Raw genomic sequence first — 24,229 nt, 5'->3', positions numbered from 1 at the left:
AGGATCGGGCTGGAGCGGGGCATGGAGCCAATTGAGGCCGAATTCGCCACAATCCGGCCATGCTCGGCGTTAACGTTGATTAACGGCGGGGCGCGATTGGCGAATGAAAGAGGTTCGCATGGACGCGCAGCTCGACGACAAAGCCCTGGAAAATACGCTTGCCGAAAGCCTGGCCGATTTGGTAGCAGCCGATGTGGCGCAGGATGATCTGGTGCCTGACGCCAAAGCCGTTTCCGAAGATGAATTCGTCGAGGTCGTCGGCGGCGCCCTCGAAGCTGTCGGCGGCACGCTCTTGTTCAAGATGTGCGTCGAGAACGAGGGCGAAGCCCAGCACGTCGCCGCCGCATCGGTCGGCGATGGCGGCAATCGCCAGTTCCTGCTGCTCACCTTGCCGACCAGCGGTGGTGCTTTGAAGGTCGAGACCACCTCGAAAAGCACCAATCCGGTGGCCGGCATTGCCGCCGCCTATGCCGGGCTGATGGACGCCTTCCAGGCCGCCGCCTGAGTTTCGGCGAAGCGGAAGAAAGAGGCGAGACTTCCCCGCGGGCGACGCCCGCCTGGTGGCAGGCAGGTCTTGCGCAAGGCTCTTGCCAGACACATCTTGGGGTTGAGGCAAGGAGATCCGATATGGACCAGATCGCAAATCCGTCACCCGGCTTTCAGCGCAATCCCGGCAAGGTCATCACAGTCGAGCCTTACAAGGGCACCGTGACGGTGCGCGCTGGCGATGTCATCATCGCTTCGTCCAACAAGGTCAAGGTGCTGACCGAACCTCCCTATCCGCCTGTTTTCTACATTCCGTTCGGCGACATCGACTTCAAACAGCTTGGCAAGACCGAACACGCGACCCATTGCCCCTATAAGGGCGATGCCAGCTATTGGAGCGTGCTGCCCGCCGGCGATGCAGGCAAGGATGCGATGTGGGCCTATGAGCGGCCGTTCGACGAGATGGCCGATATCCGCGACCACGGCGCGTTCTATCCGAACAAAGTGACCATCGAGGCCACGCCCGACTGATCAGTCGGTGGTGCCTTCATCGCCGACGCCGTCGGCATCGTCGAGACGCACGAAGGTGAGGCCCTTGGCCTTCAGCGCCAGAAGTGCCTGCACCACGCCTTCGCCGGCCGCATGGGTCGGCTGGTTGATGTGAGCGATGATGACGTCGCCGTCGTTTGCTGCCGCGATGCGCCGGGCGGTCGCTTTTGCACCGAGCAATGAGCCGCCGTCGCCGTTGATCGAGAATCCGGCGATCTTGAAGCCAAGCTTGCGTATCATCGCGATTGCCGACGGGCTGTATTCGGCGGTCGCGCCGCGAAACCATTTCGGCGCCGGTTCGCCGGTCACGGCAAGAGCGGCAGCACCCGATTCGACCTCGGCCAGCACGGCCTCCGGGCTGCCGGCACTGCGAATGCCGTAGATCTTTTGCGGCGTGTCGACAGCCGGGACATGGCGGCCGCCATGGTTTTCCAATTCAAACAGTTCGGGATGCGCCCGCATGATCTCGACGGCGGCGGCGTTGTGCTTCAGCCATATGCCGGTGACGAAAATGGTGGCAGGAATCTTGTTTTCCACCAGCGCCGAGAGAATCCGTGTGTCGGTCCTTCCGCCGCACGCATCGAGCGTCAGCGCGACGCGGCCGCCGCCCGCCTCGGCCTTGATGTGCAGCGTCGGTGCGACGAGCAACTGGGCGTTGCCAGGAGAAACAGCCCACAGCGATATCGCAATGGCGCAAAAATACTTTTGGAACGGGCGCATCGATTATTTCCAGGTCGGCCGGATCAAAGTTGAAGCGGCGACCTCAAGACCGCCATCAAGGCGGAAATCGGGACGATGCCCCTGCAAAAGCGTCGGCAGGGGCAATTTGACCGCCGGCCTGACCTTTGGCAAGCGCGAGGTCACAATGCGTGCTCCACGTCCTTAACCTTACGTGAAAGGATCGCGAGCACCGCGTCGACCACCGCTTTGACCTCAAGTCGCCGGACGCAGCAAGCCTTGTTCGGATCGGGCCGGCGGCACAGGTCCCTGGCTACGCACTCGCAAGGCATGGAGGGCCGCGGCGTAACACTGACCCCGCCGACAGGCCCCCAGACGGCCGGGTCGGTCAGGCCGAACAGGCCGACAACCGGCGTTCCGGCGGCAGCGGCCATGTGCATCGGGCCACTCTCGTTTCCCAGAAACAGGCGTGCCTGGCCGAGGACCGCCAGCAGCGTTGCCAGCGACAACGCCCCGACCACGTTGACGACCGGCGAAGCGGCCTTGGCGACGACGCGCTCGGCAGATGCCCGTTCATCGGGGCCGCCGACAAGCAGGAAGTCCAACCCGGTCTGCCGCGAGATCTCGTCGATCGCCAGCGCAAAACGTTCCGGCTGTGCCATTGCCGCCCCCGGAAGCTCGCTCCTGCATGAACGGCTATGAAGGCGTTACGCCGGAGATGATGCCGGTCGAGAAGCGCCAATGCCCTGGCGGTCTCCAGCGGGAGCGGCTCAATCCTTGGACCGGCGCACGCAACTCCACGCCAAGCGCCTCAAGCGGCGACAGATAGCGGTAGAGATAATGCTGGCCACCAAAGCCAAACGGCTTGGCTAGGACGTTGGCGGGCTGGCGTTCCAGCCAGCGCAACGGTTTTTCGGGCGGATCATATCCGACGCGGGTCTTGGCGTTGACGAGCCTGACGATGATGCGTGAGGTTTTGGAATCGGCCAGGTCGGTGGTCAGGTCAAACCGGAACCGGCGCAGAGCGCGCACCATCGCGTAAAGCTCGCGACCACGCTGCACAGGGGTGCCACGCATCCGTACGCGTCGGAACGCCACCACGTCCGAGGCGATGCCATGAGCCAACAGGAAACTGGCAAAGTTCGCCTCGCAAAGGAACACTATCCTGGCCTTTGGATATTGGAGGCGCAGGTTTCTGGCGAGCGCGGAAGCGAGGACAAGATCGCCGATGAATTTCGTCTGGAGGATGAGAATCGAGCGGACGTGCGTGGGCGGGTTCTGCAACATCTGTTTCTGGCACCGGGGCGGGTTCGGGGGCCGGAAACTGGGCAGAAACGATGTCGGGATTTGGAGCCGACAGACGCACGTTCGCGTGAATTCGGTTACAAATCGGTAAGGTCAGATGCCGGTGGACTCCAACTCCTATCCGCGGCCGTTCTTTGCAGCCTGCACCGCCGCTTGCGCGGCGGCCAGCCTGGCAATCGGCACCCGGTATGGCGAGCACGAGACGTAGTCGAGGCCGACCTTTTCGCAGAAATGGATCGAGGCCGGGTCGCCGCCATGCTCGCCGCAGATGCCGAGCTTGATGTCGGGCCGCGTCGCCCTGCCCTTCTCTGCCGCCATCCGCACCAGCTCGCCGACACCGTCTATGTCGAGCGACACGAAGGGATCCTGCTCGATGATGCCTTTTTTCCGGTAGGTCTCGAGGAACGAGGCGGCATCGTCGCGCGAGATGCCGAAGGTGGTCTGGGTCAGATCGTTGGTGCCGAAAGAGAAGAATTCGGCCGCCTCGGCAATGACATGAGCGCGGATCGCGGCGCGCGGCAGTTCGATCATCGTGCCTGTCAGATAAGCGATCCTGACGCCGGTCTCCTGCATCACGCTTTTGGCGACGGCGTCGATGCGAGCCTTGACGAAGTCGAGTTCCTTCACCAGCCCCACCAGCGGCACCATGATTTCGGGGACCACCAGCGCGCCGGCCTTCCTGCCGGCCTCCACCGCTGCCTCGAAGATGGCTCGTGCCTGCATCTCGGCGATTTCGGGATATGAGACGGCAAGCCGGCAGCCGCGATGGCCGAGCATCGGATTAAACTCGTGCAGCGCTTCGGTGCGCCGCCTGAGCTTGTCCGGCGATACGTTCATGGCAGCGGCGACCTCGGCCACCTCCTCCTCGGTCTTGGGCAGGAATTCGTGCAGCGGCGGATCGAGCAGGCGGATCGTCACCGGCAGGCCGGCCATGATCTCGAACAGCTCGAGGAAATCCGAGCGCTGCATCGGCAACAGCTTGGCCAGCGCCGTTCGCCGATCCCTTTCCGTATCGGCCAGGATCATCTCGCGCATAGCAACGATGCGGTCGCCGTCGAAGAACATGTGCTCGGTGCGGCAAAGACCGATGCCTTCGGCGCCGAAGGACCGCGCCATGCGCGCATCCAGCGGCGTCTCGGCATTGGTGCGCACCTTCATGCGGCGCGCGCCGTCGGCCCACTCCATGATGGCGGCGAAATCGCCCGAGAGTTCCGGCTGCAGCATCGGTACCGCGCCCTTCAGCACCTGGCCGTTGCCGCCGTCGATGGTGATGATATCGCCCTTGCGGAAGGTCGCGCCCATCGCCATCAGCGTGCCGGCCTTGTAGTCGACGCGCAGCGAGCCTGCGCCCGAAACGCAAGGCTTGCCCATGCCGCGCGCCACAACAGCGGCGTGGCTGGTCATGCCGCCGCGCGTCGTCAGGATGCCTTCGGCCGCATGCATGCCATGGATGTCTTCGGGGCTGGTCTCGATGCGCACCAGGATCGCCTTGCGGCCTTGTGTCTTGGCCTCCTCGGCGTCGTTCGAGGAAAACACGATTTCGCCGGTGGCAGCACCTGGCGATGCCGGCAGGCCGACGCCGATGATATCGCGCGCCGCTTTCGGATCGATCGTCGGATGCAGCAACTGGTCCAGCGAGGCCGGATCAATGCGGGCGACGGCCTCCTCCTTCGTAATCAGCCCGTCCTTGGCCATGTCGACGGCAATCTTCAGCGCTGCCTTGGCGGTGCGCTTGCCTGACCTGGTCTGCAGCATCCACAATTTGCCGCGTTCAATGGTGAATTCGAGATCCTGCATGTCGCGGTAATGCTTTTCCAGGCGGTCGGAGATGCTGACGAAAGCCTGGAAGGCGTCCGGCATCAGCTTCTGCAGCGACGGCTTGTCGGAGCCGGCGGCAATGCGCGCCGCCTCGGTGATGTTCTGCGGCGTGCGGATGCCGGCGACGACATCCTCGCCCTGCGCGTTGACCAGGAACTCGCCATAAAGCTGCTTTTCGCCGGTCGACGGATTGCGGGTGAAGGCGACGCCGGTGGCCGAGGTGTCGCCCATATTGCCGAAGACCATGGCCTGGACGTTGACCGCCGTGCCCCAGCTTTCGGGAATGTCGTGCAGGCGCCGGTAGGTGATGGCGCGGTTGTTCATCCAACTGGAAAACACCGCGCCGATGGCGCCCCAGAGCTGCTCGTTCGGATCCTGCGGAAACGGTTTGCCGAGCTCCTCCTCGACCTTGGCCTTGTAGAGCGCGATCACGCCTTGCCATTCGATGGCCGTCAGCTCGGTGTCGAGCTCATGGCCGAGGCCGCCCTTCTGGTCTTCGAGAATTTCCTCAAACACCTCATGGTCGAGGCCCATGACGACATCGGAATACATCTGGATGAAACGGCGATAGCTGTCATAGGCAAAACGCGCGTCGCCTGAATCGGCGGCCAGGGCTTCGACCGTCTCATCGTTGAGGCCGAGATTGAGCACGGTGTCCATCATGCCGGGCATGGAAGCGCGGGCACCGGAGCGCACCGACACCAAAAGCAGTTTCGACGGATCCCCGAAACGGCGCCCGGTCAGCCGGCCGATATGGTCGAGCGCGACCGCAACATCCGCTTCCAGCGAGGCCGGATAGGCGTGGCCGTTGGCGTAATAGGCGTTGCAGACCTCGGTGGTGATAGTGAATCCCGGTGGCACCGGTAGGCCCAGGCTGCACATTTCGGCAAGATTGGCGCCCTTGCCGCCGAGCAGATTGCGGTCGCCGGCACGGCCTTCCGCCGCTCCATCGCCAAAGGTGTAGACCCATTTGGTCATGCTTGCTCCCCGGTTGCAGGAGATTGGAAATACTGACAAATCGAGCGATATGATGCTGCAGTGCGAAAGGCAAGGCATCGACCAAGCCGGCCGGCCTCTACAATCGATTAATGAAAAGCGGCGCCGAAAAGACTTGCTTTTTGGAAAGCTTTGTTGTAGAACATAACGTGAACAACGGGCAGAACGATGAGAATGACCGGAAAGCTCGATTATCTAGAAATGCCGGCGACCGGCGGAACGCTGGACAGGGTGAAGGCTTTCTACAGCGCGGCCTTCTCGTGGTCGTTCACCGATTACGGCTGACCTATTCAGCCTTTGCCGAAGGGCTGGACGGCGGTTTTCAAGCGGATGGCCAAGATGCGCCGGCCAAGCCGCTGCCCGTGCTCTATTCCGAAAGGCTGGAGGAAACATTGAGCGCCGTCGAGAATGCCGGCGGCACCATCGTCAAGCCGATCTTTTCATTCCCCGGCGGCAGGCGGTTCCATTTCGTCGATCCGGCCGGCAATGAAATGGCGGTGTGGGGTGAATAGGTCCGTTCAAATTGACGATTGCAAAAACCGGTGGGTCGGTCGCGCATAGTCGATATGTCGGCATTGAGCTTTCTCCCGGCTCGTCCTATAAGGCCGCGCGCACAGCGGGCATGCTCCGGCTGTTGGGGCGTAGCCAAGTGGTAAGGCATCGGTTTTTGGTACCGACATTCCCAGGTTCGAATCCTGGCGCCCCAGCCAATTTCTCCGATTCTGGCGATCTCCCTGTCGCAATCTCAGTTGCGGACAACCTGATTGTCGGTTGGCACCTGCAGTATCTGTCCACAACAAATTAGTGTCGCCGGCAGAGTGCGTGGTCCGGCCAGAATCTTAGCTTAACATTGGCTCAATTGGCCGGCTGTAAAAATACATATTTGGGGGGAAAGGCCGTTTTTCTGCCGTGGCTTGGCGTTCGATCTTACAGTATTAAACTTTTTATAATAGATATATCATATGCCTTGTATTCTCTTCTTCAAATTTTCAGTATTGACAATGCTTATTCAGAGTGAACTGGCGCAATTATCAACTTATTTAATAAAAAATTAAGTTTCTTGACATATACAGGGGACGCGTTATCCTTCACTATCAGCAATAAATTGAACTGCATAAAAATTTTACTAAACATCTCCAAAATGACGCTAGGCTGCCTGCAATTAAATTTTGTTTTTATCGAACGATGCCAACTATCCGTAAGTATATTTTTCGCCGCAATGTGACAATCCTGCCGCCGATCAACCATTCTATCAGGGCGTGCAGGTATGTGATTTGGCGCTAATATACACCTTCTAGTAGGCAGGCATCCGCGGGGCGCTATCGAATCAAATGAGGGATTATGGATGGCGACTCTCCATTACACGTCGGGCGGATCCGGCACGGACATTGCAAAAGCCGGATTCAATCTGGCTAGCGTGCAATATGTTGACCAGGTCAACGAGCTGCCAGAGGGCATGAAAGGCTTGGTCTACCTCGACGAGGCCAACGGAGTAACCCAATCCTTTATCGACAAGGTTACTCCTTTCCTCGGCAATCCGAACGTATTTGGGTTCTTCCTGGTTGACGAGCCGGATCCCACCGGCCAATGGGGTACCTACGCCTCTGCCGCAAATCTGAAGGCAGAATCCGACTGGATCCATGAGCATTTTCCAGGCGCCAAGACCTACATCACAATGATGAGCTTGGGGACCTCGGCGAATCCGGATTTCAGGGGCACGTACAATCCCGCCAATACGGGTATCGATTACTATGGCATAGATGTCTATCCGGTCCGCACGGATGGCCCGGTCGACTACAACATGATCGATAAATTCGTTGCCGCCGCTCAGGCATCGGGCATCCCGACGAGCCAGATCGTTCCGGGCTACCAGGCGTTTGGAGGTGGCGAGTATAACACCGATATGGGTGGCAAATATGTGGTGCCCACCGCCGCCCAGATGGAAATCATGATGGAGCACTGGGCCAAGCTGATTCCGTCACCCGCCTTCGACTACGCATACGCGTGGGGTTCGCAGCGAGGCGACACAGCGTTGGAGAGCTCTTCGGAACTGCAGGCCGTTTTCCGGGAACACAACCTTGCAACGACGGGGACCACTCCGCCTCCCGTCGACACAAGCGACACCTTGTATGGCACCAGCGGCGACGATGTGTTCCACGGCGCCGGCGGCCACACGATGATCGGCTATGGCGGCAATGACACCTATTATGTCGATGACGTCCGCGATAAGGAGATTGAGGCGGCGGGCGGCGGTACAGACAAAGCACTTGCTTCCGTAAGTCATGCCCTTGCGGCCGGCTCCGAGATCGAGCTTCTCGCCACCACCAATCAATCGGGCACGACGGCAATCAACCTCAACGGCAACGGCTTTGCCCAGACCATCCAGGGCAATGCCGGCGCCAATGTCATCAACGGCCTCGGCGGCGCCGACACGATGACCGGCTTTGGCGGCAACGACACGTACTATGTTGACAATGCCGGCGACAAGGTGATCGAGCAGGTGGGCGGCGGCTACGACAGGGTGGTCACTTCGGGGAGCTATGCGCTTTCGGCCGGCTCGCAGATCGAGCTTCTCGCCGCAAGGTATCCATCCGGCACGACGGCAATGCACCTCAGCGGCAACGAGTTCGGCCAGACCATCCAAGGCAATGCCGGCGCCAATGTCATTAATGGCGGCGCCGGTGCCGACAAGATGGTCGGCTATGGGGGCAATGACACCTACTATGTCGATAATGCCGGCGATAAGGAGATTGAGGCGGTAGGCGGCGGTGCCGACAAAGTACTCGCCTCGGTGAGCCATGCTCTTGCGGCCGGCTCGGAGATCGAGCTTCTCGCCACCACCAATCAATCCGGCACGACGGCAATCAACCTCAACGGCAACGGCTTTGCCCAGACCATCCAGGGCAATGCCGGCGCCAATGTCATCAACGGCCTCGGCGGCGCCGACACGATGACCGGCTTTGGCGGCAATGACACCTACTATGTTGACAATGCCGGCGACAAGGTCATCGAGCAGGTGGGCGGCGGCTACGATAGGGTGGTCACTTCGGGGAGCTATGCGCTTTCGGCCGGCTCGCAGATCGAGCTTCTCGCCGCAAGGTATCCATCCGGCACGACGGCAATGAACCTCAGCGGCAACGAGTTCGGCCAGACCATCCAAGGCAATGCCGGCGCGAACATTGTCAACGGCGGTGGCGGTGCCGACATCTTGACCGGCAACGGAGGCAATGATGCATTCGTGTTCAATACCGCTCTTGGGTCCGGCAATATCGACAGGGTCACCGACTTCGACAAGCTCCAAGACAAGATCCAGCTCGACCACGCCATTTTCGCCGGGCTTAAGTTGGGCGGCCTTTCATCCGATGCTTTCTTTGCTGGCACGGCTGCGCATGACAGCTCCGACCATATCATCTACAACAGCTCAACCGGGGCGCTCTCTTTCGACAGCGACGGGATCGGTGGCGCAGCTCAAATACAATTCGCCACCCTCTCTCCAGGTCTGTCGCTTGCAGCAGGTTCGTTCCTTGTGATCTGAACGACCCGGAACGGCGGACCTTCAATTCGAGCCGGTCCGCCGCTCCGTCTTTGTTCAAGCACCGGATTTCCGAGATAGATGTTTTGGCCGGTGTTGTCCCTGGAGCTAGCGGGCGAGCCCCTCCATTAGATGAGCGAGAAAACGGAGTGGTCTCTTTCGAGTGAGTGTCCTTCGGGATCATCGCTGCGAGCGCCCTACCATCGCTGATCGGCTCGTGCGAGCCCTCCCCTGCCAGCGGACCCACCGTACCGACGCAGCATGAATGACGGCGAGGCGCCGTGGCCGACCATGAGTGCCACTCGAGTTTAAAGGTTCCCCTCAGGTCAAGGCGGCGCAAACCATACACACATTCGAGCTCGTCTACTCCGATGCGCATTCGGGGATCGCTCCCGGTGATCGCGAGAGATTGCTGCACGCCACCTGACGTCCGTTGTTTCTTTCATAAGAGGCGTCGGTGGCCTCATCTGAGTCAATACTGAGATTTGGTGATAGCCCGCCGCGGCCAAAAGCGCTCAAACGTGTGCGATTTGTCGCCACCTAGACGTCGAGCAGAGATGCGGAACTCCATTCAACTAGCGACTCTCAATTATGCGCTTGTAGTCGCCGAGGAGGGCAGCTTTCTGCGCGCGGCACGGCGCGCCGGGATCGACCACACCGCGCTCAGCCGGCGCATACGAGATCTCGAATACGCGATGGGCACGAGGATATTTCATCGCCATGCTCGAGGCGTTGGGCCAACCCCGGCCGGCGAGCGTTTCCTCGATCGTCTTCGCTCCGTGCTGCTCGAACTGGACAATACTCTGACGCTGGCCAGGACGGGCATCAAGGATGAACAACAAAGGCTTTCCATCGGCTCCAACGGACTCGTCCTCGCCGGGAGAGCGCTGGGTGCAATCATTGAGTTCGGGAAATGTTATCCAAATGTGACCGTCAGCTTGATAGAAGGTTCTCATCCTGAGCCCAGGGCTGCGATGGGCGGCACGCAGGTCGACGTCACCGTCACTTCCTCCTCCCGATCCACTGGCGGCGCATTCGAACTGAAATTGTGGAAGGATACCCTAGCCGTCGTTCTCGCTTCCAGTCATCCTCTCGCAAGCCGTCCCGTGATCGAGTGGTCGGAGCTAGGCCAGGAGACGCTGCTCGTGCGCAGGGGCGAAGCATTTCTACTCGCCGAGGCTGTTGGAAGCAGTGTACAGCTTCCCACGATCGTCGAACATCACGTTAGTGCGGGCATCCTGCTGCGCCTTGTCGGAAACGGTCTAGGAGTCGCTCTGATCCACCACAGAGATGCTAACAGCCTTCCTGACGGCGCCGTCTGCCGCAAGCTGCGGATCGGGAGCAAGCCAATCCAGATCTGCAATTTTGCCCGTTGGCGCCCGGACAACGCCAATCCTGCCTTGCCGATCTTCATCGCGTTTCTGCGTGATCGGTATTCCTCCTGATGGCCCTCCAACAGGCATAAACCCCGAACACTCATCCGGCTTCAGGCTTCTTCGGGTTCTGGCAAAGGCTCTGTCTTGTCATGAACCGGGTCAGCATCGGCGCTATCAGCTTTGCCGGATCGGCGACTATCTGTCCGGTCTCGCGGCCCAGCAATTCAGCATAGGCGACGAGATGGCGATGAATGGTGCCGGGCAGTTCGACCGTGATCTTGACCGGACGGTCATCGGGAATGACGAAGAGTTTCAGTTTGGTCATGACGGATCCTTGGGCGCCGCACCCGGTCAGCACCAAAGCCTTCGGCGATGCGGACCAGATCGCAGAGCGCTGTGCGGATTTGCGGCCAAGGAAACTCGGAGCATTCCTCCCACGCTTCGCCCTCGCGCAACACGGCATCGAGCTTGCCCGCCACACCGGCCAGAGTCGTAGCGGGGGTGGTTGAGAAAGCTTGCAGCAGATCTTGCATTTTCTCGCTAGCCTCGCGCTCGGCCCTGAAGGCGGCGGTGTAGCCGGTTTGCTCCGCAGCCGCATCCCAGCGTGCCTGATGCGCCGCGAAATCAGCTTCGGCCTTTTCGCGGAGAGCCGCCATATCCGGCGCTTTGCCGAGCACTTCATCGAGCATCTCGATCGAATGGACCGTCACCTGCTCACCCTCGGTCAGGCGGACGGTCACACAGGGAAAGCCGACGCTCTCGACAAGCCTTGTCTCCAAGCGCTGCTGCCTGCGGCAAAGCCGCTCGGTCTGTTTGTAGACTCTCTCCCATTCCCGCCAAAGCGCCAGTGCAGGATCAGAACGCACATTCGTGCTTCCGGCGCCGCTTGCGGGCGCGTTGCCTTGGAGCGTCCACGCGGTGGTGGCCACGACTGTTCCCTCAAGTACTCGCCTGCGGGTGACGTAAGGCAGAGTCGTGGTATTGTCGGAATCAGCCATGATCCGAGCTCCAATCAGCTTGGGTTGTGGTCAGGCTGACTGGAGTGTTGGCGCACTCTGGCCAGCCGCCGCACGTGCGATGCAAGTTCGATGCACGTGCATATCTATACGCCTTTTGAAACTGAATATCAAGCCGCAGAGCGAAAATGACAAAAAAGCCGTTCACCACCCGCCTTGATCCACCGGTGTTGGCCTTGGCGCAACAGCTTGCAGACGCGGAGCGGCGTTCTATCACCTCGGTGATAGAACTCGCATTGATCGAGTACGCGGAACGGCGCGGAATCAAGATAAGTGCGAAGGAAAGGGAATAGTCAGAAGGGAGCTGGCGGACGCCGCCAAGGTACCGAGTTGGCGAGCACGCATGCGATCAAATGGAGCAGAAATCGGCCTATGGCCCGGCTGGCGAACGGGTGGATGACTTGTATGTTTCCAGCCCCTGCCCGCGCTCGACCACCAGGGACAAGCCAACTAATGCTGGCCGTCGTATCGTGGACCGGCAGGCGAACTCTTCTTACAATCTCATCGAAACAGACCGACAAAACTCGTTACGGTCGACCTTGCCAATGCGGAACGGCTCGCTGCCAACGAGTTCGGCAGCTCTGGCCGACATTGGCAGCACAACAGCGGCGGATTCTCCGTTTTTACTCCGCCGCTCCGCGCTCAGCGCGATCGTTCAACGTGACAAGATTTTTTTGCCCGGGCCAGGCAATCGGATTGCTCGTTGGGATAGCGGGGCCCGATTCGGTCCCGGGCAAGAAGGCCAGCTCACTGAAGATGTCATCCTATTCGATATCGCCCCAGCCGACGGGCATGTGCAGGTCGCCTATACCCAGCGCTGCATCCTCCTGCGGGAGGTAGGTTCTGTGGAAGCCCTGCGGGCGCCCGAAGGAGTCATGGACATGCAGGTGCCCCGCCACCGGCGCCATTGCCCGCAGAAGTTCAGGCCGCGATGGGTGGATTCAATATAGGCGTGACTGAAATCGATAAGCGCCACCAAGTTCGGATGGCCGAGCACTGTCTGCGCCACCTCGGCCGGGGTCTGCCGGCACTGACCCGGTTCCATGGCGAAGAGGTTCTCAAAGGCGATGATGATCACCGCCAGGTTGCGGGACCACCGCGACGCTGGCTCTGCGGTGGCAGGAGCGTTTTGCGGTCGCCTCACCCCAGCTCTTGACCTTGTCCCTGCCCTTGAAGCGGATCACCAGACCCGATACCGCCTCGCAGGGCGCACGCCGCACATCCGAGTCGCCGGCTTTCGAGATCCATCCCTGGACGTCAGTCGTGGAGCCGGACTGCCAGCGCCGCGACAGCGAGCGTGCCGAGGCATGGTTGCACGGCTTCGACGGCCTGCCGATTGGCGGTGAGCCGAAGCCGATAAGCAACCAACTAAAGACCGAGTTCGAAAGCCGTCAGCGGTCGGTCCACCAACCGCTGGCGCGGGCGGCATCGAAGCACACTTTCCTAGGGTGGGGGCCTTTGAGCGCGGCTTTCAGAGCGGCAACGCCATGATTGTACTCTTTCGTTTTGTCATACTTCCCATCTTCAACAAGAAAGTCGCCAAAACGTCTGTCGTTATAGATCGATTGAGAGCAAAACAAATAAGCCGCCATCTGATATCCATAATCGAAGGCAACCGAGTTAGCGCGGGCGGCGGTTGGAACGAACGAGTTTGCGCAAATCACCATTGCCGCGACCGGCATCATGCCTACGCGAGATAATTTCATTGTTGTGCCCTCTCCCAAGACGTAACGAACTTGCCGAAGTTTTTGCCTTGGTGCAAGACCGTCATGAAATCGTCCTCGAAGGAGCTCGTGCTCCACATCCTTCTATGCAAGCAGTCGCAGATCTTAACCGGCCGTGGCGTCAATAGCTGGTGAAACTGGCAAGATGCGCCGGATGAGGCAATTAATTCGAACGCCGGAGACCCTGCCTCTGCAGAATTTCCGGGTTTAAGTTTCATTGGTGCGGCGTGCTCGCAAGCCCAAAAGACCGGTGAAGTTCGCAACACGTCAGATTCTCGGCGACACTCTGGCGTTACAGCCCGCCTGTATGCACCCCGCAATGGCTCAGATCTGTCTGGGCTCGGTCCACTAGGCGCGCCGAGAGGCGAAGACTTCCGGATCGAGGCGCTTGGGCCACTGCGCGCCAGACAGAGCGATCCGATCCGTGTCATACTGTCAGAGGCAAGACACTAGCAATTTGGGGGCGGCGGCAGATGAAGGAAGAGAACGACGTTGAGAAGCTGGTGCGCACGCTGCGTGCTCGAGCACCTGATGACGCGGCTGAATTGCTTGCCCGAGAGTCTCCCGAGTTCATCCGCGACACACTAAAGCTGTTGCCGGACGGGCACGCCCGTAAGGTGGCCGAGCATTTGCCAACGCATATGCGGCCCATCAGGTCTCATGGCAGTGGCAAGGATTTCGCGATCCCCGAGTCGCTCGTCGAGGTGATGGACCCGATTCCCGCCAGCGTTCCTGTCGGGACGACGGTTGCTGCCGCGGTGGAAGCTGTCAGACGCGCCCAGGTGCCGACCGAGCTCACTTATCTCTACGTCACGGAGGGGGGCGATAAATTGGTTGGCCTGGTGGTCCTGCGCGATCTGATGCTGAGCGAACCGAACGCGATGGTCGATCAGATCATGCTGCCCAGGCCGTTCGCTCTTAATGTCGGTCTCTCTTTGAGCAACGCATGCAAGGCGGCGGTACGCCGTCACTACCCTGTCTATCCCGTGGTGGACGCGGACAACCGGCTGCTCGGGCAGGTTCGAGGTTGGCGGCTGTTCGAGCAGCAAATCATCGAGATTTCTGCCCAGTCTGGCCAGATGGTGGGTGTCCAGAAGGAGGAGCGTTCTTTTACGCCGCTGTTTTCAGCTTTCTTGAAGCGTCATCCGTGGCTGCAGCTGAACCTGCTGACGGCCTTCATGGCCGCTTTCGTGGTCAGTTCGTTCACAGGCACGATCGAGAAGATCGTCGCACTGGCGGCGTTCCTCCCGGTCTTGGCCGGGCAGAGCGGAAACACCGGCTGCCAGGCACTGGCTATGACGCTGCGTGGCCTTGCCCTGGGGGATGTGGACAAACGACCGAAGCTGCACCTGGTGATGCGGGAGGGCGCGCTCGGGATCGCCAACGGCGTGCTCGTCGGCCTTGTGGCGGCTGCGGCGATGTGGTTCTACGCCTCGCGGCAACCGGAGTCGGCGGCCCAGGCGCCCATGCTGGCACTTGTGATCCTGCTTGCCATGTCCGGATCGTGCCTCATGTCCGGAATCTCCGGCGTGCTGATCCCGCTCGGCCTGCGCCGGGTCGGCGCCGATCCGGCCGTAGCTTCGGCGATCTTTCTCACCACCGTGACCGATATTGTAGGCATGGGCCTGATGCTGGGGCTGGCCACCATGCTCGTGCTGTAGCAAGGGCGCGTCCGGTGACGCGTTCCCTGGGGAGATGGGTTCCTATAAGCTGACCTCGTCGGCGGCGAACGAAATTGCGAAGACCAGACCGCAATCGCACAGGCCGTTGCGAAAAGCATCGGCCCTGCAGCTCTCCGTCCGCTTGCGCAACGCGACGGAAGACCTTTGGATGACCCGGGTGACCTTGATGGGCTCATTTAGTGACCAGATACGCGCAGAATCGCGCAAACAATATTAATCTTGTCGGCTGTGCGATCCGCCACTGATGATGATTTGAGTTAGTTGCCACCGATGCCGAATACTTCAATTGTGCACAGCAACGCTGAGAATATATTTGGGCAACGGGCGTAGCCGAAGCACGAATAAACCGGGGGTTTGTTGCGCAGCTGCAACAGCTGCTGAGACTCGCATGGCCTGTTGACAGTTCAGTCGCCTTTTTCTTGTGGTCGTGCTAAATCCTTCGCACTAGTCGGGTTAGGGGTGGGTTCTCGGCATGCAATCTTCGTTTCCAACGATCTTCGGCTTCGCCGCGGCGCTGCTTTGTACCGGCGTATCGCCGGCCGGCGCACAAGGTCTTTTTACGGCATATGATGATGCGTTTTCGGCCCGCATCGCCAGTCCGGCCGACAACGGAACGCTCGCCCAGTTCGTCACAGTTGCCGTCAACGCGGGACAATACGATCAGGCGATCTCCTCAATCGAGCAGTATCTGATCAAATATCCCCGCGATGCGCGCGCCCGGCTGGCGGCCAGCCGATTGTACTATCATGTCGGCTCCTATGAATTGGCCCGGCGGCAGGTGCAGTACGGCATCGAAGTCGGCGGTCTGACCGCAAGTGAGCAGCAGGAAGCCGTTCGCCTGCTCGCCCGCATCGAGCGCGCGTTGCGTGGCATCACCTGGGAACTCGCCCTGACCGGCGGCGTGTTCAGCGCATTTACCGATTTTGAGCCCGGCGGGGCGCAGGACGACGACAGCTTCGTCTCGCCCTATGGGCGGGCGGAAGGCTTTGTCCGGTGGGACCTCGGCACGCCAAGCGCCGACGCTCTCGTCCTTTCAGGGTCGTTGACGGCGACACAGCGCTTTTTCACGGAAGACCTGTCGGTTCCGGGTAGCAAGGAGACCTTCATCCACGGCAACGCCGCAATCACCTGGGACAAGGGGCTGCCGAACAGTGGGATCGATTCGCTGCGCCTGTTGCTTTCGGCGTTCACAGTTACGGATCGTTTCGACAGCGATATCCACGAGACCGGCATCGGCGTCAGTGGGCGCTTTCTTGTGCGCCCGACGGTCGAAACGACGCTTTTCGCAGGCGGCGGCTACATCGATCTAAGCGCCTCGCAAGGCATTTTCGCCGATAGCAGGGTTTTCTATGAGGCGGGCGGCAGCTACCGCTTCCGCAATGGCCAGGCGCTCGGACTGCGGCTGGTCGGCTCGAATGACTTCGCCTCCGGATCTGGCGAAATCGGCCGCAGCTACACGGGCGAGGTCCGCTATGGCGGCCTGTTGATGAATGTGCCGGATCTTTTCGCATGGTCGCACCAGATCGCCTTCTCGGCCGACCACAGCGACACTCCCGATCTGTCCGTCGGCATCGGCACAAATATCAAGAGCGACTTCTGGCGCATTGCCTCGGAAAGCGATTTTCAGCTGACGGAGGCGCAGAAGATCAGCGTCGATCTCGCCTATCGCGAAACCAACTTCGACATCGCCAACCGCGACCGAAAATCGTTCGAAATGCTCATGAGCTATACGTTGACGCTCAATTGAAAGAGGCCGCGATGAGGACCCCGTACCGTCAGATCGCCATTTTTATCGCCTGCCTTGCCTTCGCGGCACCATCCGCCGCTGAGACGGTCGGGTCGATGACGGCCTACCAGACCAACATCGTCCGCAACAACGGCGGGACAATGAACGTTGGGGCCGGCGTCGAACTCGGCGACCAGCTGCGCAGCAATCCCACCGGTCTTGGAATGCTGGTGTTCCGGGACGAATCGAGCGCCAAGATTGGTCCGAACACCAGCCTGACGATCGATGAATTCGTCTACAATCCGGGCTCCGGATCGGGAAAGATCGACATCGGGATGAACAGCGGCCTGGCCCGGTTCTATGGCGGCCAGGTTTCGAAAGGCGGCGTCATGCAGGTTGCGACACCGCATATGGTGCTCGGAGCCAGAGGCGGCATCATCGAAGTGCTGGTGGCAGCCGGCCAGACCGTCGGCATTCTGCGCGCCGGCCGCATGACCTGCACGATCAATGGCAAACGGCTGGTCATCACAAACCCGGGCTACGCCTGCACATCGGAAGATGGCAAGCTGCTGACCGGCTACGGCGGAATCGACACCTTCCCGGTATTGGACAGCATCGACCGGATAGCCGGCACCGGCCTGCCAGGCGCACCGGGTCCTGGATTGGACGTAAGCGCGATTTGTGCGTCGGCACTCGGCGGCTCGCTCAAAGTCTGTGAGTCCACGGACGGCGCATTGCCAGGAGTGGTCATGGAGTTCCCCGACAGCCTAACGCCACCTGTGGGCGGGGGCGTGGATAAGGGCGAGTGTGAGGGTGAGGGTTGCTGCTACTACTGCAATTAGGCCTGGCCGCACGACATGAGCCTCTTGGTCGGTTGGCGCTGGGCTGATTGGCGGCAAGCTGGCAGGCGCAAAATATCCGGCCTTGTGGTCGTGCTCCTGCTGCTCGCTTGCCATTTGGCTTTTGACGGGCCGTTGTCGCGCCTGCGTGAGCGTACCTACGACTTCTACCAGTTTCTCGCCCCACGCCAGGCGACGAGCAATCCTGTCGTGATCGTCTCGATAGACGACGCCAGCCTCAAGGCACATGGGCGATGGCCCTGGAACCGTGGCCTCTTGGCCGATCTGGTCGATGGCATCACCGAATCCGGCGCGGCGGTGATCGGGCTTGCGCTGGTACTGCCAGAGGCCGACACCTCGCGTGAGGGCATCGCCGGAGACAAGCGCCTGGCAGCGGCGCTGGCCAAAAATCGAACGGCGCTTGCCGTCAGCCTGGGCAATGAGGCGACGGTTTCAGAAGCAGGGCCCAAAGCCGGCTGGTCGATCGTCGGACAGGTACCCGACACACTTCCCGGCTTCGCCGGCCTGACCGGCTCGCTTGCCGAATTCTCGAACGCCGCCGCGGGCCTCGGCGTGATTCGCACCTTGCCCGATCCCGACGGCGTATTGCGCCATGTGCCGCTGCTGTGGCTTCGCAACACCGCTCAAGGCGTGCAGCTGTGGCCGTCCTTCGCGCTCGAGCTCCTGCGCCTTTACGCCGGACAGGACGGTTACATAGCCCGGATGAATGCAGCCGGGTTCGACGCACTCAGGATGGCCGGCGCCATTGTGCGGCTCGAGCCGGAGGGGAGCATCCGCCTCTGGGAAACCAACACCGATACGCCCCGCCTGTCCGCCAGCACTATCCTTTCGGGCCATGGCGATCCGCGGCTGCGGGACGCCATCGCCATTGTCGATCTGTCGGCCGTGGGACTGACGCAGTACCTGCCCACCCCGACGCGTCCAGCGCGACCAGGCGCGGACATCCACGCCGATGCAATCGTCCAGTTGCTTGCCGGGCGCTACCTTGCAGAGCCAACGCACGCACGTACGCTTGAGCGGCTCTGGTTTGTCCTCGGCGCCATCGTTTTCATCGGGCTTTCAGGAGTGCTCGCCGGGCGTGTCGTGCTTGGTGCCCTGGCTCTGGCGCTGCTGGCCGTCACGCCTTTCGTGTTCGGCGCTCTCGAATACAGCCTGCAGGGTGCACTCTATGACCCGCTGCAGCCGGCGCTTGCGACGATACTCGTAGCCGGCTTCGAAGGCTATGTCCTCTACCGGCGCAGCGAGCAGCGCCGGTCCACCCTGGCACGACAGTTCTCCCAATATCTGTCGCCCTCCGTGGTGCAGCGTCTCGCAAGCTCGGACACCGAGGCAATCCTGTCCGGCGAGAAGCGCGAGATCACAATTCTGCTCAGCGACATACGCGGCTTCACGACGATGAGCGAACAGCTCGATACCCAAGAAATCGCAAAGGTGGTCAACCACTTCCTCGGCATTGCGACCGATGAGATCCTCAAGCGCGACGGCACCATCGACAAGTTCATGGGCGACGCGGTGCTCGCTTTCTGGAACGCGCCGCTTGATCAGCCGGACCATCGCGAGCGCGCGCTCGACGCGGGCCTTGCCCTGATCGAACGGGTGAAGCGTGAAGACGCCGCCTTCAGCGCGGACGGCCACCCCTCCATCGCAATCGGCGTCGCCATCGAGACGGGCATTTGCTCGGTAGGCAATTTCGGCTCCGAACGGCGTTTCGACTACACCGCGATCGGCTCTCCGGTGAACCGCACGGCTCGGCTCGAGTCGACGACCAAGAAGCTGGGCATCCCCCTGGTGCTTGGCCCCGGCTTTGCCGAAGGAGCATCGATGCCGGTCGTCCAGGCGGGCGCCTTTGAGCTCCAGGGTTTCAAGGGCGAGGTGCCGGTTTTCACCGTTCCGGAGATGCAAGCTGCTCACCAAAGTATGAGCCGCGAAGTAGAGAGCCAACGTAGTGAGCAATCTGGCGCCCCTGCCGTGGTGGTTGGTTCGCCGCCATCCGTGCAAATGGCACCGCCTGATCTTGGACCCCGAACCCGAAGCACACGCTGACCGGATCCAGCGGATCGCAGGGGTGCCGACCTGCTTTGTGAACTAATACTGCTGGGGAGGCCTAGGTGTCATCAAACGGCCCTTTAATTGCGGGTGGCTGTCAATCCGGATCAGCGCGACAGCCGATGAGACGCGGATAGACGGCGAAGGGATCCGTCGAGGTAACCCGGCAATGATTGTCGAGGCCGCCGAATTTTCGAGCGAGAAGATAGGCCGTGTTATCCAGTTCACCACGAATGGCAGCACGGCTTCGTTGAGTTCGCCGGCGCCATCCCATGTGGAGGCAGCGCGTGGTTCAGATTGTTTATCCTCGTCGCCGGATCATGCGCTCGGGATTTTCGCAAGCTGCATTCCTCCCTCCCCTCCTTATCAAAACCGCCGCTCGCGAATTCGCTGGCGAGTATATCTCCGATGTGATATACATATATCACTCATGAGGATATACAAAATGCCGCTCTTCATTCGCGATCCCGACGTCGATGCCATGGCCGTCGAGCTGCAGCAGATTACCAACGCGCGCAGCAAGACCGAGGCCGTCAGAACCGCCTTGCGCCATGAGATCGAGCGCAACCGCGGCAGCGTCCCGCTGCGCGAGAGACTTGCCAAAGTCAAGGAAATGGCGCGGCGGATCGGGCCGGCCAACCCTGATTTCGATATGAAGAAATTCACCGACCAAATGTGGAGCGACGACTGATGTTCGTCGATGCCTCGGTGATCGTTGCCATCCTGAACGAGGAACCTGGCGCGGAAGAACTGGAAAAGCGGCTCGCGGCCGCGACCAAGCCGCTGTATATCTCCCCGCTCGTCCGGTTCGAGGCAGTCCAGGGTCTCGCGCGAGCATCGGCCGAAGCCATCAAAAAGAACGCCAAGCCCACGGCCGACATGCTGGCGCAAGCCCGTGATACCGTCGACGCCTTTTTGATCGAGATCGCCGGCAAAGAAATCATGATATCCGGCGACATCGGCGACCGGGCTATCGAAGCCAGCATGAAATACGGCAAAGCAGTCGGGCACAAAGCCGATCTCAATTTCGGCGATTGTTTTGCCTATGCTTGCGCGAAGGCTCACCGGCTTGCCCTGCTTTACAAGGGCAATGACTTTTCACAAACTGATCTGGCGTAAGGCTTTCCAGGCCTTGCATCGCGGCGCGAGAGGCGATGGGCCCTTTTGCATGCTTTGGGCGAATCGTCGTCTTTCATGGTTAAACGCAATATTACGAGGAACGTTCGCTGCAGCACTGGTTTTCTTCGGCACGATCACCGTCCAGGCACAGCGGGCAGACGGCATCTTCTGGGTGCTGCGATCGGGTGCGCCATGGCGCGATCTGCCAGGGAGCGATACGGCCCACGCACCACCTGCTACAATCGCTTCGTTCGATGGCGGAAAGCAGGTGTGTGGGACCGCCTCATGGACGACATTACCAAAGCCCATGACGACAAAGTGCAGATGATCGACACCTCCGTTGTTCGCGTCCATCAGCAAGGCGCCACGGCCGAGATCATTGTCTCGGTCGTTCACGAGACGGGCTTACAACCAAAATCCGTGCTCTTGTCGACGCCCAGGCCGATCAAGCTGCCGCTCACGGCAGGTGAGTGACATCGCCTACGCAGCGGGCTTGATCAAGGATTTGCCCGAGGGTGCCATGCTGCTCGCCGACAAGGGCTATGATGCCAACGCCTTGCGCAATGCCGTCACCGAGCAAAAGGCATGGGCCAACATCCCGGCCCAAGGCCAACCGCAAGGACCCGATGTGCTTCAGCCCCTTCCTCTACAGGGCCCGCAACCTCGTCGAACGCTTCTTCAACAAGGCCAAGCAGTTCCGTCGCATCGCAACTCGATATGACAAGCTGGCAGAAAACTACCTTGCTGCCCTGAAACTCGTCTCAACTCGCATCTGGCTACGCCGTGATGAGTCTACGTCCTGGCGTTTTGCGTGCCCTCCCCGGTTGTCATTCGCCGCGCATGGTCGCCTGGAAGGTCGGCAGGTGCTTCTTCTGTGCCTCGAGCATTTTCTCGCGATAGACGCCATAGATGACGTCGGTGTCGTGCAGTGTGACGCCGGCAATTGTCGGCGAGGCAAAAACCGGCAGTTCGATGCCGCGTTTCGAAAGCGCCTCGGCGGTGCGGGCGATCAGCTCATGCGCCAGGATCATGGCAAGCACGGTCGACGAACCGGAGACCGGTCGGCTCCAGCCCTCGACCGGCACGATGGCATCCTCGATCGGCGAGCAGGTGTCGATGACAAGGTCGGCGGCATCGGCAAGCCGTTTGCCGGAAGAGTGCGTCGCCGGCTTGTCGAGATTGTTCTTGCTAGTTATCGCAACGACGAAGATGCCGCGTTTTTTCGCATAAAGCGCGGTGTCGATGCCGGACGAATTGCGGCCGCTGTGGCCAAAGATGATGATCGAATCGCCTTTGTTCAGCGGCTGGTGGTCGAGGAATTTCTCGGCGTATTTCTCGGTCCGCTCCAGCCACAGAAGTTCGCGCACGCCGCCGGCGCCGAGCACGTTATGCCACATGACACGCGGGTCGGTCAGCGGATTGAAGCCGACATAGCTGCCGTAGCGCGGAAACACTTCCTGGACCGGCAACACCGAGTGGCCCGAGCCGTAAAGATGAACCAACCCGCCGCTCTCGAGCGTGTCGGCAAAGCGGCTGGCCGCCTCGCCAAAGGCTTCGGCATTGGCTTTCGAAGCCTGTTCGATGAGGGCGGCAAGGCGGGGTATGTAAAGATCGGACACGTGGATTCTCCTGTTATGTGTCGGCTTCGGTAATGGCTCAGCTTCTTGCGTTTGGCGGGGCACGGCCGGCGCGCAGCGTCGAGCGGATTTCATAGCGGTCGCCACGCATCACCGAGACGGTGAATTCGAATGGGCCACGCTCGTCGGTGGTGATGCGCTCGACCACGAAAGCGGGACTCCCCGCAGGCAGATCGAGCAACTCGGCATCCGCCGCCCCGACAGCGCCAACACGGTAGTTTTCGCGCGCCGCGACCGGCACGATGCCGTAATGGCGTTCCAACGCTTCGTAGAGCGAGCCCTGCAACAGGCCGGCATCGAGAAAGCCGGGCACGCGCGCGGCCGAGAGTTGCGCAGTCTGAATACCGATCGGTTCGTTGTTGCCGAGCCTGAGCCGCCGGATGCGCACCACCGGGTCGCCCTCCTCGATCTCCAGCGCTCCGGCCGTGGCGGCATTGGCGGTGGTCAGGCTGCAGTCGAGCAAGCGCGAGCCGGCGACCACGCCCATATTGCCCATTTCCTGCGTGAAGCTGGTGAGTTCGCGGGTACCAGCGACCAGCGTGGTGGAGCGCACGAAGGTGCCACGGCCATGTTCGCGCCTGAGCAGTCCGTGCTCCTCAAGATTGCGCAGCGCGTGGCGCAGCGTGATGCGGCTCACCCCGAACAGGGCGCACAGTCTGTCTTCGGCCGGAATCTGGTCGCCAGTCGCCCACTCGCCACTCTTGACGATGGCGCGGATGGCCTCTTCCACCTGATACCAGAGCGGCTCGGGCCTTCTGCGGTCGGGTTGCTGAAAGCTCGCTTGGCTCATCTAATCTGCCTCCACTGTGCTCCGGCGAGACCGGCCAGCGAGGCGCCGACGAGACCGGCGCGGGAGCCGAATTCGCCGGACCGCAGAACGACATCGCGCAGATGCGGCGGCAGATGACGCTGCAAAGCCGAAAGCAGCGGCGGCCCTACCACGTCCAGCGCATCGGCAAGGCCGCCGGAAATCAGGATCGCCTGCGGATCGAGCAACGCGACCGCACCCGCAAGGGCAGTGCCCAGCCGGCGCGCCGGCAGCTCCAAGGCGTCAAGTGCGGCCGTGTTGCCAGCCCGGGCCGCCTCGACCAGCCTGCCGCCATTGGCCAGCCCGATCTGGCGCGCCGCGGCGTCGAACGCCCGCCCGGAAGCGAAGCGCTCCAGCCAGCCGCTGCGGTCCTCGCCTTCATCCTCGATGTCGGCGCAGGCCCAGCCGAATGAGCAGGCGCCGCCCCGTGCGCCGGCGACGATGTGGTTATTAGCCAGAACGGCGGAGCCGATACCGGTGCCGATCGCCAGCAGGATGGCATCGGACAGGCCTTTCGCGGCGCCTTCGACCGCCTCGGCCAGCATGGCGATCTGCGCATCGTTGCCAATGGCAACAGGCAGACGAGGAAACAAGGTCGCGACGTCGACACCATCGAAATAGGGCAGGTTCGGAACCCAGCGGCAGATCGAGCCCTCGACAAGCCCCGGCACCGCCAGGCCAAGTGCCTCGACCGGACCGGCCTCGGCGCGCAAGGCACCGATTCGGGCGACGAAGGCATCAAGGCTTGCCGGCGCAGGCTCGCGGCTAAGCATCTCCAGCCAGCGAACATCGCCGGTATGGATTGCGGCGCGCAAATTGGTGCCGCCGAGATCAATGGCGAGAACGCGTGTCATCGAGAGCGGCTCCGACT

The 24,229-nt window shown here is 61.1% G+C and carries 22 protein-coding genes, 1 tRNA gene and 3 pseudogenes; 15 read left to right on the top strand and 11 right to left on the bottom strand.

The features are described 5' to 3' along the window. Positions 1–118 precede the first annotated feature (118 nt). Together NKJ55_RS22195 and NKJ55_RS22190 are read left to right on the top strand one after the other, a co-directional pair. Positions 119–505 carry a hypothetical protein gene (locus NKJ55_RS22195; RefSeq protein ID WP_352451722.1) on the top strand — a complete coding sequence of 129 codons (387 nt, stop codon included), beginning with the start codon at positions 119–121 and terminating at the stop codon, positions 503–505. A 122-nt stretch (positions 506–627) separates the two neighbouring features. Further along, the gene (locus NKJ55_RS22190; RefSeq protein ID WP_352451721.1) at positions 628–1,017 is read left to right on the top strand and encodes a DUF427 domain-containing protein; all 390 of its coding nucleotides are present in this window, start codon (positions 628–630) and stop codon (positions 1,015–1,017) included. Here NKJ55_RS22190 and NKJ55_RS22185 read toward each other — a convergent pair whose 3' ends face one another. The 4 genes from NKJ55_RS22185 to ppdK form a co-directional block, all read right to left on the bottom strand. Next, positions 1,018–1,755 (bottom strand): polysaccharide deacetylase family protein, encoded by a 738-nt coding sequence (locus NKJ55_RS22185; protein ID WP_352451720.1) that lies wholly within the window; start codon positions 1,753–1,755, stop codon positions 1,018–1,020. Between the two features lie 140 nt (positions 1,756–1,895). After that, entirely contained in the window at positions 1,896–2,375 is a 480-nt protein-coding gene (locus NKJ55_RS22180) for a glycosyltransferase family 9 protein (protein WP_352451719.1), read from the bottom strand. A 34-nt stretch (positions 2,376–2,409) separates the two neighbouring features. Beyond that, positions 2,410–3,000, bottom strand: a complete 591-nt coding sequence (locus tag NKJ55_RS22175) for a glycosyltransferase family 9 protein (RefSeq protein ID WP_352451718.1) — start codon at positions 2,998–3,000, stop codon at positions 2,410–2,412. A gap of 135 nt (positions 3,001–3,135) precedes the next feature. Continuing rightward, positions 3,136–5,814, bottom strand: coding sequence for a pyruvate, phosphate dikinase (ppdK, locus tag NKJ55_RS22170; RefSeq protein WP_352451717.1), 2,679 nt, complete (start codon positions 5,812–5,814; stop codon positions 3,136–3,138). A gap of 186 nt (positions 5,815–6,000) precedes the next feature. Here ppdK and NKJ55_RS22165 point away from each other — a divergent pair. The 4 genes and pseudogenes from NKJ55_RS22165 (at position 6,001) to NKJ55_RS22150 (ending at position 10,809) form a co-directional block, all read left to right on the top strand. Further along, positions 6,001–6,344, top strand: a pseudogene (locus tag NKJ55_RS22165) (VOC family protein). Positions 6,345–6,467: 123 nt separating this feature from the next. Next, positions 6,468–6,542: transfer RNA gene (locus NKJ55_RS22160), tRNA-Gln, on the top strand. Positions 6,543–7,177: 635 nt separating this feature from the next. Continuing rightward, positions 7,178–9,367 (top strand): calcium-binding protein, encoded by a 2,190-nt coding sequence (locus NKJ55_RS22155; RefSeq protein WP_352451716.1) that lies wholly within the window; start codon positions 7,178–7,180, stop codon positions 9,365–9,367. 554 nt (positions 9,368–9,921) lie between these two features. Beyond that, a complete protein-coding gene (locus NKJ55_RS22150) occupies positions 9,922–10,809 on the top strand; it encodes a LysR family transcriptional regulator (RefSeq protein ID WP_352451715.1) in 888 nt (295 codons plus the stop codon). A 31-nt stretch (positions 10,810–10,840) separates the two neighbouring features. Here the strand turns inward: NKJ55_RS22150 and NKJ55_RS22145 are convergent, their stop codons facing one another. Both NKJ55_RS22145 and NKJ55_RS22140 read right to left on the bottom strand, forming a co-directional pair. After that, complete coding sequence (locus NKJ55_RS22145; RefSeq protein WP_352451714.1) at positions 10,841–11,065, bottom strand: DUF2274 domain-containing protein; 225 nt, start codon at positions 11,063–11,065, stop codon at positions 10,841–10,843. Next, positions 11,031–11,738 carry a hypothetical protein gene (locus NKJ55_RS22140; protein WP_352451713.1) on the bottom strand — a complete coding sequence of 236 codons (708 nt, stop codon included), beginning with the start codon at positions 11,736–11,738 and terminating at the stop codon, positions 11,031–11,033. Before NKJ55_RS22140 ends, NKJ55_RS22145 begins: the two co-directional genes overlap by 35 nt. 146 nt (positions 11,739–11,884) lie before the next feature. Between NKJ55_RS22140 and NKJ55_RS22135 the strand changes: the two genes are divergently transcribed. Continuing rightward, entirely contained in the window at positions 11,885–12,049 is a 165-nt protein-coding gene (locus NKJ55_RS22135) for a hypothetical protein (RefSeq protein ID WP_023678731.1), read from the top strand. 60 nt (positions 12,050–12,109) lie between these two features. Next, on the top strand, positions 12,110–12,706 hold the full coding sequence (locus NKJ55_RS35660) for a hypothetical protein (protein WP_502904503.1): 597 nt from the start codon (positions 12,110–12,112) through the stop codon (positions 12,704–12,706). A 144-nt stretch (positions 12,707–12,850) separates the two neighbouring features. Here NKJ55_RS35660 and NKJ55_RS22125 read toward each other — a convergent pair. After that, positions 12,851–13,045 (bottom strand): annotated as a pseudogene (locus NKJ55_RS22125) (IS110 family transposase); the annotation flags it as partial. A gap of 102 nt (positions 13,046–13,147) precedes the next feature. Further along, a complete protein-coding gene (locus NKJ55_RS22120) occupies positions 13,148–13,462 on the bottom strand; it encodes a hypothetical protein (protein ID WP_352451712.1) in 315 nt (104 codons plus the stop codon). A 491-nt stretch (positions 13,463–13,953) separates the two neighbouring features. On the opposite strand from NKJ55_RS22120, the gene NKJ55_RS22115 reads away from it, so the two are divergent. The 7 genes and pseudogenes from NKJ55_RS22115 to NKJ55_RS22085 form a co-directional block, all read left to right on the top strand. After that, a complete protein-coding gene (locus tag NKJ55_RS22115; protein ID WP_352451711.1) occupies positions 13,954–15,141 on the top strand; it encodes a magnesium transporter in 1,188 nt (395 codons plus the stop codon). 493 nt (positions 15,142–15,634) lie between these two features. Beyond that, positions 15,635–16,909: a tetratricopeptide repeat protein gene (locus tag NKJ55_RS22110; RefSeq protein WP_352451710.1), complete on the top strand. Its 1,275-nt coding sequence runs from the start codon at positions 15,635–15,637 to the stop codon at positions 16,907–16,909. Between the two features lie 11 nt (positions 16,910–16,920). Next, a complete protein-coding gene (locus NKJ55_RS22105) occupies positions 16,921–17,730 on the top strand; it encodes a FecR family protein (protein ID WP_352451709.1) in 810 nt (269 codons plus the stop codon). 15 nt (positions 17,731–17,745) lie between these two features. Next, positions 17,746–19,791 carry a CHASE2 domain-containing protein gene (locus NKJ55_RS22100; protein WP_352451708.1) on the top strand — a complete coding sequence of 682 codons (2,046 nt, stop codon included), beginning with the start codon at positions 17,746–17,748 and terminating at the stop codon, positions 19,789–19,791. A gap of 448 nt (positions 19,792–20,239) precedes the next feature. After that, positions 20,240–20,485, top strand: a complete 246-nt coding sequence (locus tag NKJ55_RS22095) for a type II toxin-antitoxin system VapB family antitoxin (protein ID WP_023722247.1) — start codon at positions 20,240–20,242, stop codon at positions 20,483–20,485. Continuing rightward, positions 20,485–20,913, top strand: a complete 429-nt coding sequence (locus NKJ55_RS22090; protein WP_352451707.1) for a type II toxin-antitoxin system VapC family toxin — start codon at positions 20,485–20,487, stop codon at positions 20,911–20,913. The genes NKJ55_RS22095 and NKJ55_RS22090 overlap by 1 nt, the downstream gene beginning before the upstream one ends. Positions 20,914–21,070: 157 nt before the next feature. Then, positions 21,071–21,689, top strand: a pseudogene (locus NKJ55_RS22085) (IS5 family transposase); the annotation flags it as partial. Positions 21,690–21,740: 51 nt separating this feature from the next. Here the strand turns inward: NKJ55_RS22085 and NKJ55_RS22080 are convergent. The 3 genes from NKJ55_RS22080 to NKJ55_RS22070 are packed head-to-tail and all read right to left on the bottom strand — an operon-like array spanning position 21,741 to position 24,212. Beyond that, positions 21,741–22,532, bottom strand: a complete 792-nt coding sequence (locus NKJ55_RS22080; RefSeq protein WP_023722251.1) for a sugar isomerase domain-containing protein — start codon at positions 22,530–22,532, stop codon at positions 21,741–21,743. Positions 22,533–22,569: 37 nt separating this feature from the next. Then, on the bottom strand, positions 22,570–23,340 hold the full coding sequence (locus NKJ55_RS22075) for a GntR family transcriptional regulator (protein WP_352451706.1): 771 nt from the start codon (positions 23,338–23,340) through the stop codon (positions 22,570–22,572). Further along, positions 23,337–24,212, bottom strand: a complete 876-nt coding sequence (locus NKJ55_RS22070; protein ID WP_352451705.1) for an ROK family protein — start codon at positions 24,210–24,212, stop codon at positions 23,337–23,339. Before NKJ55_RS22070 ends, NKJ55_RS22075 begins: the two co-directional genes overlap by 4 nt. Between the last annotated feature and the right edge of the window lie 17 nt (positions 24,213–24,229).

The sequence above is a fragment of the Mesorhizobium sp. M0106 genome, assembly GCF_040322715.1.
Taxonomy (GTDB): Bacteria; Pseudomonadota; Alphaproteobacteria; order Rhizobiales; family Rhizobiaceae; genus Mesorhizobium.
The sequence above is the reverse complement of the archived record's forward strand: the minus strand, read 5'-3'. Positions and strand labels throughout refer to the sequence as shown.

What these genes read in the sequence shown, in the direction of transcription:
- NKJ55_RS22105 (WP_352451709.1), top strand. Translation starts at nt 16,921, where the DNA reads ATGAGGACCCCGTACCGTCAGATCGCCATTTTTATCGCCTGCCTTGCC.
- NKJ55_RS22070 (WP_352451705.1), bottom strand. Translation starts at nt 24,212, where the DNA reads ATGACACGCGTTCTCGCCATTGATCTCGGCGGCACCAATTTGCGCGCC.
- NKJ55_RS22190 (WP_352451721.1), top strand. Translation starts at nt 628, where the DNA reads ATGGACCAGATCGCAAATCCGTCACCCGGCTTTCAGCGCAATCCCGGC.
- NKJ55_RS35660 (WP_502904503.1), top strand. Translation starts at nt 12,110, where the DNA reads ATGGAGCAGAAATCGGCCTATGGCCCGGCTGGCGAACGGGTGGATGAC.
- NKJ55_RS22175 (WP_352451718.1), bottom strand. Translation starts at nt 3,000, where the DNA reads ATGTTGCAGAACCCGCCCACGCACGTCCGCTCGATTCTCATCCTCCAG.
- NKJ55_RS22090 (WP_352451707.1), top strand. Translation starts at nt 20,485, where the DNA reads ATGTTCGTCGATGCCTCGGTGATCGTTGCCATCCTGAACGAGGAACCT.
- NKJ55_RS22185 (WP_352451720.1), bottom strand. Translation starts at nt 1,755, where the DNA reads ATGCGCCCGTTCCAAAAGTATTTTTGCGCCATTGCGATATCGCTGTGG.
- NKJ55_RS22195 (WP_352451722.1), top strand. Translation starts at nt 119, where the DNA reads ATGGACGCGCAGCTCGACGACAAAGCCCTGGAAAATACGCTTGCCGAA.
- NKJ55_RS22100 (WP_352451708.1), top strand. Translation starts at nt 17,746, where the DNA reads ATGAGCCTCTTGGTCGGTTGGCGCTGGGCTGATTGGCGGCAAGCTGGC.
- NKJ55_RS22150 (WP_352451715.1), top strand. Translation starts at nt 9,922, where the DNA reads ATGCGGAACTCCATTCAACTAGCGACTCTCAATTATGCGCTTGTAGTC.
- ppdK (WP_352451717.1), bottom strand. Translation starts at nt 5,814, where the DNA reads ATGACCAAATGGGTCTACACCTTTGGCGATGGAGCGGCGGAAGGCCGT.
- NKJ55_RS22140 (WP_352451713.1), bottom strand. Translation starts at nt 11,738, where the DNA reads ATGGCTGATTCCGACAATACCACGACTCTGCCTTACGTCACCCGCAGG.
- NKJ55_RS22110 (WP_352451710.1), top strand. Translation starts at nt 15,635, where the DNA reads ATGCAATCTTCGTTTCCAACGATCTTCGGCTTCGCCGCGGCGCTGCTT.
- NKJ55_RS22145 (WP_352451714.1), bottom strand. Translation starts at nt 11,065, where the DNA reads ATGACCAAACTGAAACTCTTCGTCATTCCCGATGACCGTCCGGTCAAG.
- NKJ55_RS22120 (WP_352451712.1), bottom strand. Translation starts at nt 13,462, where the DNA reads ATGAAATTATCTCGCGTAGGCATGATGCCGGTCGCGGCAATGGTGATT.
- NKJ55_RS22095 (WP_023722247.1), top strand. Translation starts at nt 20,240, where the DNA reads ATGCCGCTCTTCATTCGCGATCCCGACGTCGATGCCATGGCCGTCGAG.
- NKJ55_RS22115 (WP_352451711.1), top strand. Translation starts at nt 13,954, where the DNA reads ATGAAGGAAGAGAACGACGTTGAGAAGCTGGTGCGCACGCTGCGTGCT.
- NKJ55_RS22155 (WP_352451716.1), top strand. Translation starts at nt 7,178, where the DNA reads ATGGCGACTCTCCATTACACGTCGGGCGGATCCGGCACGGACATTGCA.
- NKJ55_RS22135 (WP_023678731.1), top strand. Translation starts at nt 11,885, where the DNA reads ATGACAAAAAAGCCGTTCACCACCCGCCTTGATCCACCGGTGTTGGCC.
- NKJ55_RS22075 (WP_352451706.1), bottom strand. Translation starts at nt 23,340, where the DNA reads ATGAGCCAAGCGAGCTTTCAGCAACCCGACCGCAGAAGGCCCGAGCCG.
- NKJ55_RS22180 (WP_352451719.1), bottom strand. Translation starts at nt 2,375, where the DNA reads ATGGCACAGCCGGAACGTTTTGCGCTGGCGATCGACGAGATCTCGCGG.